We start from the raw sequence: 18,723 nt of genomic DNA, 5'->3' as shown, positions 1-18,723 counted from the left end.
ATAGCAGCACTATTTCAACATGACCGGGGGAGGTGCCGAGTGGAGGCGAAACTGACAACATTACGCTCTGAAATTGAGGACAATCTGTCCCGCTCGGGTCATAATCTAGCCTCGTTCGCGAAAGTTTCCGGCCTGAACCGCGGCAGTCTTAGTGCCATTCTTCATGGCAATCCGCCTAAGCCGATTTCTTTGAGGCAGCTGGATGCGTTCAACCGAGCCTTCGGACTTCCGGAAGGGTGTTTATATTCGCTTTATGTGGATGAATGCTTTAGTGAAGAGAAGGTCTCGCGCCGCAGGGTGGAGCCTTTTTTAATTCGCTGCGCCGAAAACGGCAAGCAGCATTGTATTGATGAAGTGTTAAGCAGAATGATGGAATACCCCAAACCGCTCGATATTGTCTATTCGGTAGCCGAGAAACTGTTCACCGCCGGCAAGATGCAGGAGGCGACGGTTTTTTATAAAATTGTAGTGGACAATGAACAAGATAGTTACTCCGAACGGCTGGCGATCAGTCAGTACCGTATTTTCAAATCGCTGATGTCGGTTGTGAATTGGGAGGAGAAGCTGCGGGCAGTGATCGCCTTTGAACCGTTCCGCGGACGCCTTCCCGAGAATCTGCAGCTAGATGGTCTGCTGAAGCTGGCCCAGGTCACCTATACCCTGCATAAGTACAAAGAAATGGAGAAGTATACCGATGAACTGAGGGCACTGGCCAGTGCGATGTACCGGGAACAGCTGCAGAAGAAGGCGGGCAGGCGGGGTGAAGAATTGAAACTGGAGCGCCCGCTTGTTTTTTATTATGCCCATGGCTATTTGCTGAAGGCGACCTCACTTACGAAACAGGGGAGATATGAGGAAGCCAAGAAATATACCGCCGGCTATGCCGATTTAAGCTGGTTTCAATTTCTTGATGATGAAGGCCGGTCTGAGGTTGAAGCCTTTCGTTTATTTGCCATAGCGAACAGCTTTACCCTGGAAATGCTGGTGGGCAATTACGCAGTACTGCCGGCATATACAGCTTTTCTGGTGGAACATCCCGGGGAGATTCTGCCTGGCCTGGTCATTATTATAGAGGCGGCCAACCGGTTCGGATTCGCTGTAGACGATGTGCTGGAACAGTTTTCAGTGGAGATGGCTCATTGTGTGCTGTATCAGGACCCGATGAATATTGACCGTGTATACAGGCTCAGCTATCAGCTGGCCATCTACCATATAGACCGGGGACAGTATATGTCTGGAGTGGACAACATTCTGCAGTGTCTCACGCTCGCTGTTGAGCTGAACAGTGCGAAGGACTTGATTGATTGTGTAACTTTATTCGAGACAAGCAGGGATTACGCTACCGATGACCAGCAGAAGAAGTATAGAGAACTCATACAAGAGTTAAGGAAAAATGATGAAAACGCAGTAAACGTAGTTCAGCAATCCGGTATTGTACAGATGCCTCATCTTACAAATCCTATACTATGAATATTCCTCCTCCGCCTTCGGGCGGGGGAGTTTTGGTTTCGCAGCAGTTGCAGTGCTGATGTTCTTCATTCCGTAATAATTGATAGCGCCTTCAATGTTTGACAAACAATTATAGTGAAAATATAATTAGGTAGCCTAATTAATATAGTGTTTAATTATTAGTAAACCTAACTAAAGACAGAGGTGAGCAGCATTGGGATAAACCATGAAGAAAATCCAGTCGCGCACAGGCTGTTTGCCGCATTGCGGCAGCTGCGAAAAGTTCATTGGCAGCACACTGTGGAAGGCCACAAGCCAAGTGAGATGACTTTATTAATATGTCTTGCCAAGCGGTCTCATTCCCTGGATGAAGGACTTAAGGTTTCGGAACTGAGCCGATTCCTGGGGCTGATGCCGCCAACCGTTACCCAGCTGATCAACAGTCTTGAAGCCAAAGACATGGTTCTCAGGGTGGCCGATCCCTCCGACCGGAGAGTCGTCCGTATTAAGCTGACGGAGCAGGGGAAAGTAATCACACGCAAAGCCAAACATCATATGGATGCATCGCTGAACAAACTGGCGGAACATTTGGGCGAAGAAGAGTGCAACCATCTGGCAGACCTTCTGCTGAAGGTCCACGCATTCGTAGAAGATAATCCGCCGCCTAATCTAGACCTGCTACAAATGAACGGAGATGAGAAACTTGATTAAACTATTAAAAAACCTGAGCCCTTTTAAGCTGGCTGTCGCCGCTGTGTTAATCCTTATCTTTCTGCAGTCTCTGGGCGACTTGTACCTCCCTACGCTGATGTCCGATATCGTGGATAAAGGGATCGTGCAGGGCGACCGCGATTATATCTGGAAAATCGGCGGGTTTATGCTGCTGGTGGCGGGCGGAGGAGCCATATGCTCTATCGTTGCCAGTTATTTATCAGCAAAGGTTGCTGCCGGCTTCGGTAAAAATATCCGCTCGCGGATGTTCAATCATGTGGAGAACTTTACGCTGCATGAATTCGACAAGCTGGGTACTGCCTCGCTGATTACGCGTACTACTAATGATATTACACAAGTACAAACCGTACTTACTATGATGCTGCGCATGATGGTCGGCGCTCCGATGATGATGATCGGCGGGATTATCATGGCGGTATCGGAAGATGCCAAGCTTTCCCTTATTTTTGTAGTCGTAATTCCTGTGCTTGTAGGAGCGATATTCTTTATCGGAATGAAGGGCCTGCCGCTGTTCAAAGCGATTCAGGTTAAGCTGGACAAATTAAACCGCGTGCTGCGCGAGCATTTGACCGGTATCCGTGTCATTCGTTCCTTTAACCGGATTGATCATGAGAACAGAAGGTTTACTGAAGCGAACAAGGATCTTACGGAAACGGCGATCAAAGTCAACAAGGTGATGGCCGGCCTGATGCCGATTATGATGCTCGTGATGAACTTTTCGATGATTGCCATTCTGTACTACGGCGGAATCCGGATTGGTGATGGCGATCTGCAGGTAGGTTCATTGATGGCATTTATTCAATATGCAATGCAGATAATGTTCTCTTTAATCATGGTGTCGATGATGTTCGTGCTTATTCCGCGGGCCTCTGCCTCCGCACTGCGTATCAATGAAGTGCTGGATATGCAGCCTGAGATTACAGATCCTACGGCGTCCGAGCTTCAGAACACGGCTGCAGTAACGAAGAAAGATGGCCGGGATGTTATGCATGGGTTTGTTGAATTTGACAATGTTTCCTTCTCCTATCCCGGTGCGGAGCAGCCTGCGCTGTCCGGAATCAGCTTCAGCGCGCGGCCCGGTGAGATTACGGCGATCATCGGCGGTACAGGCTCAGGTAAATCGACCCTGCTGAGCCTGATCCCGAGATTCTATGACGCGATTGAAGGCGCCGTGCGTGTGGATGGTGTTGATGTGCGCGAGATGACGCAGGAAGAGCTGCGGAGCAAGATCGGGTATATTCCGCAGAAGGCGGTGCTCTTCTCCGGTACGATCAACGAGAATATCCGCTACGGTAAAGAAGATGCTACGGATGAGGAGATCATTCATGCGGCCAAGGTAGCACAGGCCTATGATTTCGTCTCTGCGATGAAGGAAGGCTTCAACTCCGAGATTGCCCAGGGCGGGAACAACGTGTCCGGCGGCCAGAAGCAGCGGCTGTCGATTGCCCGTGCACTGATAAGAAGACCGGAAGTGTACCTGTTCGACGATAGCTTCTCGGCGCTTGATTTCAAGACCGATGCCAAGCTGCGCGCCGCGCTCAAAGACGAAACAACGGAATCAACGGTTCTGATCGTTGCCCAGCGGGTCAGCACGGTGATGGATGCTGACCGGATTATTGTGCTGGATGACGGCGTGATTGCCGGCATCGGCAACCATCGTGAACTGATGGAGAACAGCGAAGTGTACCGCGAGATCGTATCCTCGCAGTTGTCAGAGGAGGAAATAGCATGAGTGAAGCGAATAAAGGAACCAAAATGCCCAAACCTCCACGGGGACATGGCGGTGGACCCGGCGGACCGCCCGGAATGAGCATGCCGGTGGAGAAAGCCAAGGATTTTAAAGGTACGCTCAAACGGCTGATCCGCTACCTGCGTCCGCGGCAGGTGCAGCTGCTGATTGTGTTCATAATGGCTATCGCCAGCACCGTATTCAGTATTTTCAGCCCGAAGGTGATGGGGAAGGCGACAACCAAGCTGTTCGAGGGCGCATACGGCATACTGAAGGGCGTTCCGGGAGCCGCGATTGATTTTGATTATGTGAACAAAATTCTGCTTATTCTGGCGGGTCTGTACCTGTTCAGCTCCTTGTTCAGCTATGTGCAGCAGTATGTAATGGCCGGCGTGGCCCAGAAAGTTGTTTTCGATATGCGCGAGCAGATCAACAACAAGCTGGAGCGTCTGCCGCTGAAATATTTTGACTCCCGGACGCATGGGGAAATTCTTAGCCGTGCGACCAATGACGTAGATAATATCAGTACGACGCTGCAGCAGAGCTTAACTCAGCTGATCACGTCCATCGTAACTATCATTGGTGTCATTGTCATGATGCTCACCATCAGCCCATGGCTGACCTTAATTACAGTTATCACCCTGCCGCTAAGCTTTGTCGTGATTATTGCGATCTCCAAGCGTTCGCAAAGATATTTCATTGGCCAGCAGAAATCACTGGGTGAGCTGAACGGCCATGTAGAGGAAATGTACACAGGTCACCGTATTATCAAGGCCTTTGGCCGCGAGAAGCAATCGCTTAAAGAGTTCAACAGCATTAATGATGATCTGTACAATTCCGGCTGGCGGTCCCAATTCATCTCGGGGATCATTATGCCGCTGATGATGTTCATCGGCAACCTGGGATATGTGCTGGTCTGTGTGGTCGGCGGGATCTTCGTGACCAAGAAAACGATTGAGGTCGGTGATATTCAGGCGTTTATCCAGTATTCCCGCCAGTTCACCATGCCAATTACACAAACGGCCAATATCGCCAACATTATTCAATCCACCATAGCTTCCGCAGAGCGCGTGTTCGAGCTGCTGGATGAAGAAGAGGAAATTCCGGAAGTTACTGCTGCTCAGGCTAAGCGTACTGCAGTTGCCGAAGAAGGTTCAGTCGAATTCCGTCATGTGAAATTCGGCTACAAAGAGGATGCTATTCTTATTGAAGATATGAACATTGAAGTCAGTCCGGGTCAGACCATAGCAATTGTAGGACCAACCGGTGCCGGCAAAACCACGCTGATCAACCTGCTGATGCGCTTCTATGAGATCAGCGGAGGCGAGATTGTCATTGACGGCGTCAACATCACCGACATGAAGCGCAGCGAGCTGCGCAGTAAATTCGGTATGGTGCTGCAGGATACATGGCTCTTTAACGGAACGATCCGCGACAACATTGCTTACGGCCGCGAAGGTGCAACAGAGGCGGATGTGGTGCGTGCGGCCAAGGCGGCGCATGCCGATCACTTTATCCGCACGCTTCCGCTTGGCTACGACACAATCTTGAACGAAGAAGCCTCGAATATCTCGCAGGGGCAGAAGCAGCTGCTGACTATTGCCCGGGCAATTCTGGCCGATCCTTCGATCCTGATTCTTGATGAAGCGACCAGCAGTGTCGATACACGGACGGAAGTGCAGATTCAGAAGGCGATGAATACGCTGATGAACGGCAGAACAAGCTTTGTAATTGCGCATCGCCTGTCAACGATTCGTGACGCAGATCTGATTCTGGTGATGAACCAAGGCAGCGTTATTGAAAAAGGCACCCATGTGGAGCTGCTGGAGCAAGGCGGATTCTATGCCGACCTGTATAACAGCCAATTTTCCGGTGACGATCTGCCGGATGTGGGCTAAACCGCAAGCAGAAGCAGCAAATATCATCTGAATATATTCATCAAATATCACCCCTCTGTCTACAGCAGACTACTATTGCTGTGAGCAGAGGGGTGTTTTGCATGAAGGGAATAGCTTATGGCAAAGAATAAAATATAAAAAAGATTTGATTAAAAATTTCAGGGTATATATGATAAGGTTAATAAAATGACCCGCGGCTCATTTTTCAGGGAAGCCGGGGTTGAAGAGAGGATGAAGGGAATGTCAGGCTACGGAAAATGGGTGGCTGGCCGTAAAACAAAGTGGATAACGCTTGCGGTCTGGATCGTAATTGTGGGTGCTCTTACAATTCTTTGGCCTTCTGTAAACTCACAGGTAGTGAATAATGCGCAGAATCTGCCTGATGATTCGCAGTCGGTCCGGGCGGCGGCGGTTGCGGAACAGGAGTTTCCAGCAGGGAGCGGCGTACCGGCACTTCTTGTATGGCATAAGGAGGGCGGGCTGTCCGATGAGGATTTGATACATATCATTGCTGTATACGGCAAGCTTGAGCAGCAGCCGTTGCCGCACCAGAACTATATTCCGCCGCTGGGACAGCTGCCGCCGCAGGCGCTGCAGGCTTCCCTGTCTGAGGACCGCAGCACACTGGTCACACCGGTGCTCTTCGACAAGTCCGCAGACAGTGATCAGCTCGGTGAGGCCGTAACGCAAATGAAGGAATTGATCTCTGCGGAAACCGGCGGTGATCCTGCTGCGGCCAAGGTGGACAGCAGTGAGCTGAGCCTGCGGGTTTCCGGTCCTGTGGGCATCTCCATTGATGCGACAGGGCTGTTCAAGGATGCGGACGTTTCCCTGCTCATCGCGACCGTAATTCTTGTGCTGGTGTTCCTGCTGCTGATTTACCGTTCGCCGATTCTGGCTTTGATTCCGCTCGTGGCGGTAGGATTTGCTTATGGGGTTACCAGTCCGGTGATTGGGAAGATGGCCCAGGAGGGCTGGATTACAGTGGATTCACAGGCTATCTCAATCATGACCGTGCTGCTGTTCGGCGCAGGCACAGATTACTGCCTGTTCCTGATCTCCCGGTTCCGCCAGATGCTGAAGGTGGAGGAGAGCAAGGGCCGTGCACTGCTGAGCGCAATCACCCATTCCTCGGGTGCTATTGCAATGAGCGGATTTACAGTAGTGCTGGCACTGTTCGCGCTGCTCCTGGCCAAATATGGAGCGTACCACCGCTTTGCGGTTCCTTTCAGCGTCTCCATTCTTATTATGGGCATCGCCAGTCTGACCCTGGTACCGGCGCTGCTGGCCATCTTCGGGCGGACTTCATTCTTCCCGTTTGTTCCACGCACTCCGCTGATGGAGGCGGAGCGGGCCAGAGCCAAAGGCAAGCCGGCTCCGCAGCCAAAACCTGCCCGTAACAAAGGAATCGGCAACTTTGTCGTTTCCCGTCCTTGGGCGATTGTAGGAGTAACCGTGGTGCTTCTGGGTGTGCTGGCTTCCTTCTCCGGGGGCATTAAGTTCACTTATGATATCCTATCGTCCTTTCCGGAGGATATGGAGTCGCGCGAAGGTTTTGACCTGATAGGCAATCAGTTCTCCCCAGGGGAGCTGGCTCCCGCCAAGCTGATGATAGATACCGAGGGCAAAGCGGATGGTGAGGATCTTAAGGTGATCCTGGGCGGCCTTTCATACGTGGATGTTGTATCGGATCCCCAGCAAGGTGCGGTCAATAAGAATATTCTCGGTTATGATATTGAATTTAAGAATAACCCGTATTCTCTGGAGGCGATGAGTCACATACCGGCGCTTCAGGATACTGCGGAGCAGGCGCTGATTGATGTAGGAGTGGCCGAACCCGGCGACAAGGTATGGGTCAGCGGGCAGACGGCAACCCAGCATGATACTAAAGAGCTGGGTGAACGGGATACCGATTTGATTATACCGGTAGTCATCGGGTTGATTACTTTGCTGCTGCTGATCTACTTGCGTTCTGTAGTGGCAACCGTTTATTTGGTGGCTACAGTCATTCTGTCCTTTTTCTCGGCCCTTGGTTTAGGGTGGATTATTATTCATTACGTGCTGGGTGCAGATGCCATTCAGGGCGCGATTCCGCTGTATTCCTTCGTCTTCCTGGTGGCGCTGGGAGAGGACTACAACATCTTTATGATTTCAAACATTTGGAAAAAGCGCAAGCGGATGCCGCTGAAGCAGGCCGTCGCTGAGGGTGTGAACGAGACTGGATCGGTGATTACGTCCGCCGGGCTCATTCTGGCCGGAACCTTTGCTGTACTCGCGAGCCTGCCGATACAGGTGCTGGTGCAGTTCGGGATCATTACCGCGATTGGCGTGCTGCTGGATACCTTCATCGTCCGGCCGTTTCTGGTGCCGGCAATCACAGTGCTGCTGGGCCGCTGGTCGTTCTGGCCCGGCAAACATCAGGAGCTGGAAAAGGCATTGCCGGCAGTTGATGAGCATTAAGCCAGAGCTTGCTACAGGCAGATAATAAACAGGGACGCCCTACTAAGCCATCAAGCTTAGTAGGGCGTCCCTGTTTTATTTGCAGTGATTTGCGCCGCCGGACGGAATTGACACGCCCTAGCGCAGACGTATGAGCAGTACGGGACCTGCGCCCCTCTACCTGATTATTCCCCCGGTGTACGGCTGATCAGCAGCTCATACTTATCAAGCGACGCGCCAAGGATGGCTTCATTTCCGCCTGCCCCACGGTGCGATTCGCGGAAGGAAGGACTGGCAGTCTACCCTTTAAAGGCCTCTTCGTTCTCCCACACGGTACAGATTTTCAGCTCTTCCACGCCCTCTTTAGCTGCGCTGTGCCATACCTCCATACGTACAAAGCCGGGCATATCCTGTACGCCGCCCGCTCCGCCAAAACGCTGGGCAAGGGTTTCTCCATGCCCTTCCTTAACCTTAATGGTGTTTGTTACTACCAGCATGCTGATTCCTCCCTCGAAAGACTCTGCAATTTATTGTGGATTGGTAGTCCAGATTCCCGCCGTCTTCAAGAAGACGCGGTCCGGCAGCTTCAGGGCTGCCAGGGTCAGCTCAGCCACATCCTCCGGCTGCATCATCCGGTCTTCATCGCCGATCTTCAGGCCGGCATTCTCGGCAAGCCCGGTATTGACGGTGCTTGGTGTCAGGGCCACTACGCGGATATTATGCTTGCGCACTTCTTGAGCCAGCGCTTCCGTCATGCCCATCAGGGCGAATTTGGAGGCGCAGTAGGCCGAGCCGGTAGCGAAGCCGCGCTCACCGGCTGTAGAGGAAATATTGATGATATTTCCGCCGCTGCGCTCAATCATTGCCGGCAGTGCTGCCCGGGTTACATAATAGGTGCCGAACAGATTGATCTGCATGTGGCGCTCCCAATCTGCCGGGTCCATTTCCAGGAAAGTGCCGAATTTGGCAATTCCGGCGTTGTTGATCAGCGCATCGAAGGTGCCGAGATCATTCTGAAGCGCGACAACCGCCCGCTCCGCTTCTTCGCGTACAGCGATATCGGCTACAGCAATGCTGACCTTCACGTCATAGACCTCCGTCAAAGCCGATTTCAGCGCCTCCAGATCACCTGAAGTTCTGGAGATCAGGCCCAGATTAGCGCCTTCTTTCGCCAGTGCCATGGCCAAGGCTTTGCCGATCCCTTTGCCTGCACCTGTAATCACAATGCTTTTTCCTCTCAAATCCATAACCTGCCGTCACGCTCCCTCTGAATTTATTGATAATAAAAATATTCAGCTCCTATTATACCTGAGCGTGGGCGGACAATCACGCCGGAGCCGCTTGGAGCTGTCCCAAGCCGCTGGGTTGCTTCAAGAGACAGACAAACGCGACTGCTCAGACAAACCCGTCGCGGCTTTAATCCGTCTCCGCCGCAAGCTTCGTCAGCGGTACCGTAGCGGGACCCTCAAGTACAGCTCCCTCATAGGAGTAACGCGAGCCATGGCAAGGACAGTCCCAGGAGCGTTCTCCATCATTCCATTCACACTCGCAGCCCATATGGGTACAGGTTCTGTCTACCAGATGCAGCTTGCCATCCGTGTCACGGTAGGCCCCGACACGTTTGCCGTCATGAAAGACAACCGCGCCTTCATCAGGCTCCAGATCACGGGTTTTCTTATGGACAATCTCCACCTTGCCGGCAACCAGCTCCTTGGCGACATTGGTATTCTGCACAATGAAATTTTTGATGGATGGGTTGGCTATAAAACGCGAGGGATCATAGAGTTCACTGTAGGGACTATGCTTGCGCAGAATTTGATCCGTGATCATACGCGCGGCCAGTGTTCCGCTGGTCATGCCCCATTTGCGATAGCCGGTGGCAATATAGATTTCCTCCTCCCCGGAAACCTTGCCGATATAAGGCACTCTGTCCAGGGTAATGAGGTCCTGCGCTGACCAGCGGTACGGAATAGCCTTAATGCCCAGCAATTCACCTGCGAACAGCTCCAGGTTCTCATAATGGCCGAAGGTGCAGATGCCTTGGCCTGTCTTGTGATTGTCCCCGCCGACAATGACTAGCCTCTGGCCGCCCCATTCGACGGCGCGCAGAGAGCGTGTAGGTTCTCCGGCGCTCAAATACATGCCGCCCTCATAATCGGTTTCCGGCTGAACCGCCAGACAGTAGGAACGTTCTGCATGCAGGCGCGAGAAGTAGAGGGCTCCGCCATCATAGAAAGGAAAGTGGGAGGCCGAGATGGCATGGCGGCACTTAATTTTCAGCTGCTCTCCTTCAGTGTAAAGCGTGAGGCCGTTGTCCTTGTCTACCTTTTCTCCAATCATCGTGTGCTCATAGACAGTTCCGCCCTTGTCCAGAATCACTTGGAGCAAGCCTTGCAGGTATTGAAGCGGGTGGAAGCGGGCCTGTCCCGGCAGCTTGATGGCACCTCCGGCCATCAGCGGCAAGGAGACGTTGTCCAGCCATTGCCCGGGGAGTCCCAGCTTTTCGTAAGCTTTAAACTCCGCCTCCAGTTGTTTGAGCGTCTTATCGTCGCTGTTATCAGCATAGAGCAAGGCGTCTTCACGTGTTATTCCGCAGGACAGGTTCAGTTCCTCCGCAGTAGCGATAATCCACTCCATCGCCTCACTGTTCGACTGGAAATAGAGCTTGGCCTGTTCTTCCCCGAAATGCTTCAGCAAATCATCGTAGATCATCCCGTGCTGGGCGGAAATTTTGGCGCTTGTGAATCCAGTGGTGCCGGCAAAAATTTCTCCCGCCTCCAGCAAAGTGACTTTATACCCTGCGTTTGCCAGCAAATAACCTGCAGTAATGCCGGTAATGCCGGCCCCGACAATTGCGACATCTGTAACTAGATCTTCCGCTAGCTTCGGAAACGAAGGCAGGTCGGTGCTGTCTCTCCATAACGATTGCGGAAATTGCGGAAGACCCTGAGATACATCGTGCGTTGAACTCATCTTAACATCCCTCCATCGGTCCATATTCATCTCATTTATTACCACAGTCCCGCCAAAAGAAACTCCTCAAAGGTCCAGGTGCATGAAATTGGGGACCTAGTGCCAAAATAAGTTAGATTCGATAGGCAGACGATTAGATTGACGCTGGAACAATCAAGACTTATACTTGATCTAAAAATAAGTTAGAGGATGATGAAGATGAGGAACCTGAATTTGACCTCCCAGCGTCAAGCCGTTTATGATATCGTCCGCCAGTCACATGATCATCCTACCGCCGCAGAAGTGATGAACCGGCTGGTAGAACAGGGACATAACCTGGCCTATGGCACCGTGTACAATTCACTGCGTTATCTTGCCGATAAAGAAATGATCCGCGAGCTGAAGCTTGGCGAAGCAGCCAGCAGATATGATGCGCGTATGGACGATCACCAGCATATTATTTGTGAGGTGTGCGGTGCGGTGGATGAGGTAATGAGTCATGTGCCCCAGGAGTGGATGGATACGGTGGCTAAGGATACCGGATACTCCATTTCACATGCCCATGTCGTATTCGGCGGAGTATGCCCGGCTTGCAGGAACAAAGTTGTGAATTAGTTTAAGAAGGGCCTAAACCCCTGACCAAGGGTCTGACATATGAATAGATATATAATAAAAGACCGTTTTCAAATAAACGGTCTTTTTGCTGTTTTATCAGCAAATTTATTAAGAAAGTCTTGAAATTCATGGGAAATTTCAGAATAAAAGAGGGATTCCATACCCGGTATATAATTATATACCTATATAGATTGAACTTGAGAATTACATATAGGGAAAAGTGGCGGAGGGGAAGTTTGGAACTGTAGGAGCGACAGCGTCCGCCTGAAAGCTTTCCGCAGGAAAGCTCGCTTCGGAAGCATGGGCAAGGTTTGGATTTCTACCGCGATTCGCGGTTATTTCAGGAAATCCAAACCTAACAGCGGCCGGAAGTCCAAACATTCTCTGTAGTCACGGCCAATCCCAAAGTAGAAGAATTATAAGTTCAATCTATATATGCCATAAATAATCATACTTAAGACCTAATAAGAAGGAGAGATGGATTTCACCCATGAATAAAAGCACCCGCTTAACCATCCGCATGAAGCTTATTCTTACATATCTGCTTGTACTTCTCGCTCCCAGCCTTATCATCGGCTGGCAGACCTATCAATCGGCCAGTCATAAGGTGGAGGACCAGCTGATGAATAACGCCGCTGAAAGTGTGATGGCGGCCAACGAGATCATTAATGCGAACATTCAGTCCAAAATCGACGCGGTTAGTTATTTTGCCGGGCAAATTTCCTCCGGGTCAGTGAATGGGGAGGCTGGAGGGGAAGGTGCGGCTGATGTAAAAGCCAGATTGCAGGAATATGCCGCGCTGCATCCCGATATTCTGGATATTTACGTCGGAACCAGCGGGGCAAAGTCTGTTCATGCTTCCGATGACCAGCAGCAGGACGGCTATGATCCGCGCAAGGAGAACTTTTATGTGAATGCGCTGAAGCAGGGGAAGGGGACGGTAATCTCCCCTGCTTTTAAAACGGTAAATAATGAAACGGCCATCGCCATTTCGGGAGTGCTTGCGGATGGCAGCGGAGTCATAGGGCTCGACCTGAACTTGTCCGCCCTGGCTGATCTTACGAACATTAAGCTGGGCAAGGAAGGATACATAATGATTCTGGACAGCAGCAAGAAGTTTCTGGTTCATCCCACTGAGACGATAGCTGAGGAATCTTCGCTGAATTTTGTGAAGCAGATGTTCGAGGGAGAAGCAGATTCCTTTGATTATGTCTATAAGGATACTGCCAGAAAGCTGACCTTCATGGTCAATGAGCTTACCGGCTGGAGAATCGGGGGCACCATCAGCAAGCAAGAGGTTGCTGATGCTACAGCTGATATCCGTGATAAAGTAGTTCTAGTGATTGCTGTTTCTGTATTGCTCGCGCTCGTATTGATCTATTTCAATGTGTCCTCCATCGTGCGGCCGCTGATCCGTCTGCGCAAAGCTACAGCGGCTATAGCGAAAGGCGACCTGTCTGAAGATATCGGGGTATTCCGCAGGGACGAAATCGGCCTATTGGCCGACAATTTCCGCACGATGGTAGCTGATCTGCGCGGCATGATTCTCGGTGTTCAGCAGATGACGGGTAATCTGTCCGCTTCGGCCAAAGAGCTGACAAGCGGGGCTGAGCAGTCGACTACGGCGATCAGGCATGTGACGGAAGCGATTCAGGAAGTCGCGGCAGGCACAGAACGGCAGGTAGGCAGTGTGCAAAAAGGGCTGGAGAGCGCCGCGGCGACCACCCATGAAGTTCAGCATATTTCCGGGTTCATGGAGCAGGTGTCAGCCATGATGGATAAGACCTCGCTGTCTGCAGCCGAGGGAAATGATTCGGTCATCAGTGTGGTTGACAAAATTAACGGAATTCATGAGACGGTGGAGGAGCTTGGCAACATGATTGACAAGCTGAATGAGCGCACCGGACAAATTCAGGGCATTGTCGGTGTGATCACAGGTATTGCGAGGCAGACCAATCTGCTGGCCCTGAATGCTTCCATTGAAGCAGCCAGAGCGGGCGAGCAGGGGCGCGGCTTTGCCGTTGTCGCCTCGGAGGTCCGCAAGCTGGCCGAGGAATCAGAGAAATCGGCGCGGATGATCTCGGAGCAGATTTCCTCCATCAACGGGGAAATGCAGCAGGCAACAGTGACGATGGAGGATGCCAAAGAGAAGGTGTCGGCAGGCATCCTGGCAGTAGATACTACAGGCCGCTCCTTATCGCGGATCCGCAGGGCGGTCAAAGGTGCGGCAGAGAAAATTGAAGCGATGGACGGAGCCGTACACACGCTGTCGGCAGAAGCAGCCAGTATGGAAAAGGCAATCGGGGAGCTGCAGGGCATTTCCCAGGAGGCTGCAGGCAATACGGAGACGATTTCAGCTGCTGCACAGGAGCAGCTTGCTTCCGTTGAAGAAATAGCCTCTTCCACGGCTGGCTTAAGCCAGCTTGCCGGAGAGCTGCAGAAGCTGGCAGGCCGCTTCAAGCTTCACCCGGGGCAGCAGGTTTCCTTTGAAACTCCTGTTCCGCAGGAAGCGGATCTTCAGAAGGGAGCGGAAAATTCCTGATTACGGATTTGATTAAGCTACTTTTCTTTTCCCGGGCTTTGCAAGTATACTGATAAGCAATAATGCAGGGCTAACTAGGGGGAATATTTATGGCAGAGCAGTTAAAGGGGATTACCGTAGCCCTTGCCGGTCCGCGAAAATCGGAGGAAATGGCCAAACTGGTACAGAATATGGGGGGGACGGCGCTGCATCGGCCTGCCCAGGGCACGGTATTTCTCGACGGCGAGGCATTACGCGAAGCGCTCGTAGCCTGGACCCAGCATCCGCCGGATCTGGCCATTCTGACTACAGGCATGGGGCTTGATGCACTGTTCGAAATGGCCGGGGAAATAGGGCTTGCCGAACGGTTTCAGGAGGTCCTCTCGTCCTCTCCGATTGCTGCCCGGGGCTATAAAACGGTGAATGCCCTGAAGAAGCGGGGACTGGTGCCGGAGGTGCGCGATGACGATGGCAGCACTACAGGACTGATCCGCGGGCTTGCGGATTGGGACTTGCGGGGCAAGGAGGTCGTGCTGCAGCTGCATGGCGATCGCTCCCCCCGTCTCGTTGCCTGGCTTACGGAAGCCGGAGCTGTTGTCCGCGAAGTGCAGCCATACCTTCACACCCCGCCCGAGCCGAGTTCGCTTGCCAGGCTGCTGGCGGAAATCACGGAGGGATTGGTGGATGCCGTAGCATTTACGAGCGGACCGCAATTCCGCTTCCTGGCAGGGTACGCCCGGGAACAAGGCAAGCTTGGGGAACTGGTGCAAGCCTTTGAAACTAAAGTGCTGGCGGTTTCCGTGGGCAAGATTACCTCTGAGTCCCTGAAGGAGGAAGGCGTCAAGCGGATTGTGATGCCGGAGCATGAACGAATGGGGAGCATGTTCGTTGAGCTTGGCCGTTATGTCGCGGCAAACCGCTGATTTTTCAGCCGGGTTCCGCTGCGATTTTCTGCGGGGGATCTGCAAGACGGTTATCCTGCTCCGTTCGTGGGCGGGATTTGTTTTTTTAAAAGATAAGAATTTATAGGCTTCGCGCTATAAATTATCCTTCTATTTCTCGCTGAAACGGATACCGTCCTTTTGAGGAGCTGTTTCCACTTGTGAGAAATTGCGTAGCAACCACGGTCCTGAACCAGCCTGAAGCAAGGCTCCGGTAACAGACATTTAACCTGCCGGTAATGGACATCCGCTGCACTTTTACTTAGAATAATAGCAACGTGCCACAATCCAAGATAGAGACAAGGAGGAGGATACCTATGGACAAGAGAAAATGTTTGCTGCTGGGCGATTACACGCATCCCCGGTTCCATCCGCTGCAGGGTGTAGACAAACAAATCAGCGAGATTCTGAATGATCTGCTGATCGTTCAGTGCTCGGAGAATAAAAAGCTGCTGCTCAGCGAGCATCTGGCCGGTTACGATTTATGCATCGCCTATAATGAACTATGGAACGAAACGGTTTCCCCCCAGCAGACAGCGGGTCTGCTCAGCTATGTGAGCGGAGGGGGAGGCCTGATCGTGCTGCATACGGGGGTTTCCCTGGCCAAGCGCTATGAACTGGCCCATCTGATCGGCGGTAGATTCACCGGACATCCGCCCTATGCTCCGCTGAACTTCAAAGTAATGGAGCATGATATTACAGAGGGAATGGAAGACTTCCAGCTCGATGAAGAGCCATACCGGTTTGAATTCGATCCTTTTACCGAGAAGACCATTCTGCTGGAGTATGAATATGAGGGCGAAAGATTGCCGGCAGCCTGGTGCCACAGCTATGGACTGGGACGGGTTGTCTATATTATGCCCGGACATCATGAGCCTTCGTTCCGGCATCCGGCGGTCCGTGAATTGATTCTGCGGGCGGCAACCTGGGCGGCACGTATTCCCAGATAATTTGAAATTGCAATAAAATGATACCCCTTGCGGCTGCTTCCTTTGTGAAATGCTCCGACAAGGGGTATACTTTATCCATAACTGGAATCTTTGGGGGGAAAGTACTATGAGTGATTTGTTCAAAAAAGCAATCTCTTTAGGAGTGGGCCTCACCATTGTGAGCAAGGAAAAGGTGGAAAAGGTAGTTGAGGAGCTGGTAAAACGGGGAGAGCTTGCGCCCTCGGAATCCAAAGCGCTTGTCGACCGGCTCGTGGAGCGGGGCGATGAGGAACGCGGAGTCTTCAAGAATGCCGTACAGGAGCAGGTTCAGCGTGTGCTGAAGGATCTTAAAGTTCCCGTGCAAAGCGATATCGCCACACTGGAAACTCGAATTGCCGTTTTGGAGCGCCGTGTGGCTGAGCTGGAGGGTGCCTCTGCCCAGAAGGAAGCTCTGCCGGAAACGCGTACGGAATAAATGGCTGTACGCATCAGACATGCCGGACGGTACCGGACCATTGCCATGGCGCTTATGCGCCATGGCTTCGGTTATATGGTGGAGGAACTGGGTCTCTACCATATTCTTTCCCTTCCGCGCCGGATGTTGACACAGGAGACTCACGCAAGCCTTACACTCGGGGAACGGATTCGCCAGGTGCTGGAGGATTTAGGGCCAACCTTTGTCAAATTGGGCCAGCTGGCCAGTACCCGTTCCGATCTGCTGCCTGATTCAATCATTCAGGAACTGGTGAAGCTGCAGGACAGTGTGCCGCCATTCTCAGCGGAAACTGCACGCAATATTGTCGAGCAGGAGCTTGACCAGCATCTGGATGAAACCTTCGAATATTTCGAGAATACACCGCTTGCTGCGGCTTCGATCGGCCAAGTGCATCGTGCTGTACTGCATGGAGGCAAGCAGGTTGCGGTTAAGATACAGCGTCCCGGTGTCATGCGGACCATGACCCGTGATTTGGAAATTCTTCAGGATCTAAGCGCGCTTGCCGAAAGAAGATTGGACTGGGCGAAGCAATACGGGCTGATCCGGATGGTGGAGGAGTTCTCCCGGGCGCTGCTGGCTGAACTGGACTACGGCCAGGAAGGCCGCAACGCCGAGCGTATTGCCAGCCAGCAGACAGCACATGATAAAGTATATATTCCGGCAATCTATTGGGACTACAGCTCGGCGCGTGTGCTGACGATGGAATATGTGGAGGGCATTACACTCAACCACCGGGATGAGCTTCTGGAGCGGGGCGTCAAGCTAAAAACTGTAGCCCAGCAGCTTGTGGAGATGATGCTGGATCAGATCTTTATCCACGGCTTCTTTCATGCCGATCCCCATCCGGGCAATGTGATGCTGCTGGACAACAACAAGCTGGCGCTGATTGATTTTGGCATGGTCGGGCGGCTCAGTGAGGAGATGAAGGACAGTCTGTCCGCGCTCGTCATCGCGCTGATGCGCAGAAATACCGATTCTATGGTACGGGCGATTCTGCGGTTGGGAGTAATTCCCGAAGAAGCTGACCGTGCTGCACTTCATGATGATATGGACCGGCTTCGGGAGTCCTATTATGATATCCCGTTCCATCAGATCAGCATCGGCAAGGCGCTGAACGATCTGTTCGGTATCGCCCGCAAGCACCGGCTGGTCATTCCGCCGGATCTGGCGATGCTGGGCAAAACGATGCTGACGCTGGAGGGGGTTGTTGCCAACCTTGACCCATCCTTTAGCATCGTGCAGATGGCCGAGCCTTTCGGCAGGCAGCTGGTGAAGCAGCGCTTCAGCGGCAGCCGCATGCGGCGCAAGCTTATCGGGGGAGTCGCCGATCTGGCGGAAAGTCTGGTCGAGCTTCCCTCTCAGGCCCGGCAGCTGTCGGCGCTAATCAGCAGAGGCAAGCTTAAGGTAGAGGTCGGGCTGCCAGAACTGAAAAATTTAGAGCATAAGTTCAGCCGTGTCGGCAATCGCCTCTCCTTCAGCATTGTACTGCTGGCCTTCAGCATTATTATGGCCGGACTGATTATTGGTTCATCGCTGCGTGGCGAGCCTTCGCTGCTGTGGGATTTTCCAACGGTGGAGATTGGCTCAGTGATTGCGCTGCTAATGATTCTGTGGCTGCTCTTCTCGATTTTTAAATCGGGCCGCTTCTAGCCTTACAGGGAAGAATAATTATTCTTCGCCAGTTGCACACAAACGCCCCAGGATCAAGTACAATATAAAGATAACTTTCTAAGGTCACTGTTCTGCCCCTTAAGGCAGGACAGGCTATCGTATAGTATGTAATGGAACGCAAATGGAGTGCCGTCTGAATGTCCGGTGGATCGCTGCTGCCCCTGAAACCGACTTGGACCGCACGTCTGCAGGGCCAGAATCGGCAAGTGGGACGGAAGGACTCCGGTGACGGGGTTCTTCCGCTTTTGTTTGAAAATATGCCGTTTTCGCCTGAAATAAGCTTGTGCCGCCACTCCGGCGGAGGCCGTATGGATGCGTACATTACTCCCGAAAATGGATGACTATAAGTTA

The 18,723-nt window shown here is 52.3% G+C and carries 14 protein-coding genes and 1 pseudogene; 12 read left to right on the top strand and 3 right to left on the bottom strand.

Annotated features, from left to right (window positions below):
* Positions 1-39 precede the first annotated feature (39 nt).
* From MHI45_RS16405 to MHI45_RS16385, 5 genes are all read left to right on the top strand, one after another.
* Complete coding sequence (locus MHI45_RS16405) at positions 40-1,470, top strand: DNA-binding protein (protein WP_076109703.1); 1,431 nt, start codon at positions 40-42, stop codon at positions 1,468-1,470.
* Positions 1,471-1,773: 303 nt separating this feature from the next.
* A complete protein-coding gene (locus MHI45_RS16400) occupies positions 1,774-2,160 on the top strand; it encodes a MarR family winged helix-turn-helix transcriptional regulator (RefSeq protein WP_052092362.1) in 387 nt (128 codons plus the stop codon).
* On the top strand, positions 2,153-3,913 hold the full coding sequence (locus MHI45_RS16395) for an ABC transporter ATP-binding protein (RefSeq protein ID WP_076109702.1): 1,761 nt from the start codon (positions 2,153-2,155) through the stop codon (positions 3,911-3,913). Before MHI45_RS16400 ends, MHI45_RS16395 begins: the two co-directional genes overlap by 8 nt.
* A complete protein-coding gene (locus MHI45_RS16390; RefSeq protein WP_076109701.1) occupies positions 3,910-5,808 on the top strand; it encodes an ABC transporter ATP-binding protein in 1,899 nt (632 codons plus the stop codon). Before MHI45_RS16395 ends, MHI45_RS16390 begins: the two co-directional genes overlap by 4 nt.
* Before the next feature lie 231 nt (positions 5,809-6,039).
* Positions 6,040-8,268, top strand: a complete 2,229-nt coding sequence (locus MHI45_RS16385; protein WP_341119211.1) for an MMPL family transporter — start codon at positions 6,040-6,042, stop codon at positions 8,266-8,268.
* Positions 8,269-8,432: 164 nt separating this feature from the next.
* Here MHI45_RS16385 and MHI45_RS16380 read toward each other — a convergent pair.
* The 3 genes and pseudogenes from MHI45_RS16380 to MHI45_RS16370 form a co-directional block, all read right to left on the bottom strand.
* Positions 8,433-8,744: pseudogene (locus MHI45_RS16380) on the bottom strand (antibiotic biosynthesis monooxygenase).
* Between the two features lie 30 nt (positions 8,745-8,774).
* On the bottom strand, positions 8,775-9,494 hold the full coding sequence (locus tag MHI45_RS16375) for a 3-ketoacyl-ACP reductase (protein ID WP_076109699.1): 720 nt from the start codon (positions 9,492-9,494) through the stop codon (positions 8,775-8,777).
* Positions 9,495-9,663: 169 nt separating this feature from the next.
* Complete coding sequence (locus tag MHI45_RS16370; RefSeq protein ID WP_341119210.1) at positions 9,664-11,220, bottom strand: FAD-dependent oxidoreductase; 1,557 nt, start codon at positions 11,218-11,220, stop codon at positions 9,664-9,666.
* Between the two features lie 198 nt (positions 11,221-11,418).
* Between MHI45_RS16370 and MHI45_RS16365 the strand changes: the two genes are divergently transcribed.
* The 7 genes from MHI45_RS16365 (at position 11,419) to MHI45_RS16335 (ending at position 18,713) form a co-directional block, all read left to right on the top strand.
* Positions 11,419-11,814 carry a Fur family transcriptional regulator gene (locus tag MHI45_RS16365; RefSeq protein ID WP_340896174.1) on the top strand — a complete coding sequence of 132 codons (396 nt, stop codon included), beginning with the start codon at positions 11,419-11,421 and terminating at the stop codon, positions 11,812-11,814.
* A gap of 490 nt (positions 11,815-12,304) precedes the next feature.
* Entirely contained in the window at positions 12,305-14,356 is a 2,052-nt protein-coding gene (locus MHI45_RS16360; protein ID WP_341119209.1) for a methyl-accepting chemotaxis protein, read from the top strand.
* 89 nt (positions 14,357-14,445) lie between these two features.
* Entirely contained in the window at positions 14,446-15,258 is an 813-nt protein-coding gene (locus tag MHI45_RS16355) for a uroporphyrinogen-III synthase (RefSeq protein ID WP_341119208.1), read from the top strand.
* Between the two features lie 335 nt (positions 15,259-15,593).
* Complete coding sequence (locus MHI45_RS16350; RefSeq protein WP_038597565.1) at positions 15,594-16,226, top strand: ThuA domain-containing protein; 633 nt, start codon at positions 15,594-15,596, stop codon at positions 16,224-16,226.
* Between the two features lie 106 nt (positions 16,227-16,332).
* Positions 16,333-16,680: a phasin family protein gene (locus tag MHI45_RS16345; RefSeq protein ID WP_076109694.1), complete on the top strand. Its 348-nt coding sequence runs from the start codon at positions 16,333-16,335 to the stop codon at positions 16,678-16,680.
* Positions 16,681-18,351, top strand: coding sequence for an ABC1 kinase family protein (locus tag MHI45_RS16340; RefSeq protein WP_076109693.1), 1,671 nt, complete (start codon positions 16,681-16,683; stop codon positions 18,349-18,351).
* 158 nt (positions 18,352-18,509) lie between these two features.
* Positions 18,510-18,713 carry a hypothetical protein gene (locus MHI45_RS16335; RefSeq protein ID WP_038597555.1) on the top strand — a complete coding sequence of 68 codons (204 nt, stop codon included), beginning with the start codon at positions 18,510-18,512 and terminating at the stop codon, positions 18,711-18,713.
* Positions 18,714-18,723 lie beyond the last annotated feature (10 nt).

It is taken from the genome of Paenibacillus sp. FSL H3-0321 (assembly GCF_038002865.1).
GTDB lineage: Bacteria > Bacillota > Bacilli > Paenibacillales > Paenibacillaceae > Paenibacillus_AQ.
Note: the sequence above shows the minus strand (reverse complement) of the source record. Positions and strands in the feature narration are given on the sequence as shown.

Bases quoted from the DNA above. Each gene is read 5' to 3' on its own strand.
- MHI45_RS16345 (WP_076109694.1), top strand. From the start codon at position 16,333: ATGAGTGATTTGTTCAAAAAAGCAATCTCTTTAGGAGTGGGCCTCACC.
- MHI45_RS16340 (WP_076109693.1), top strand. From the start codon at position 16,681: ATGGCTGTACGCATCAGACATGCCGGACGGTACCGGACCATTGCCATG.
- MHI45_RS16335 (WP_038597555.1), top strand. From the start codon at position 18,510: ATGTCCGGTGGATCGCTGCTGCCCCTGAAACCGACTTGGACCGCACGT.
- MHI45_RS16375 (WP_076109699.1), bottom strand. From the start codon at position 9,494: ATGGATTTGAGAGGAAAAAGCATTGTGATTACAGGTGCAGGCAAAGGG.
- MHI45_RS16385 (WP_341119211.1), top strand. From the start codon at position 6,040: ATGAAGGGAATGTCAGGCTACGGAAAATGGGTGGCTGGCCGTAAAACA.
- MHI45_RS16360 (WP_341119209.1), top strand. From the start codon at position 12,305: ATGAATAAAAGCACCCGCTTAACCATCCGCATGAAGCTTATTCTTACA.
- MHI45_RS16390 (WP_076109701.1), top strand. From the start codon at position 3,910: ATGAGTGAAGCGAATAAAGGAACCAAAATGCCCAAACCTCCACGGGGA.
- MHI45_RS16350 (WP_038597565.1), top strand. From the start codon at position 15,594: ATGGACAAGAGAAAATGTTTGCTGCTGGGCGATTACACGCATCCCCGG.
- MHI45_RS16355 (WP_341119208.1), top strand. From the start codon at position 14,446: ATGGCAGAGCAGTTAAAGGGGATTACCGTAGCCCTTGCCGGTCCGCGA.
- MHI45_RS16400 (WP_052092362.1), top strand. From the start codon at position 1,774: ATGACTTTATTAATATGTCTTGCCAAGCGGTCTCATTCCCTGGATGAA.
- MHI45_RS16365 (WP_340896174.1), top strand. From the start codon at position 11,419: ATGAGGAACCTGAATTTGACCTCCCAGCGTCAAGCCGTTTATGATATC.
- MHI45_RS16370 (WP_341119210.1), bottom strand. From the start codon at position 11,220: ATGAGTTCAACGCACGATGTATCTCAGGGTCTTCCGCAATTTCCGCAA.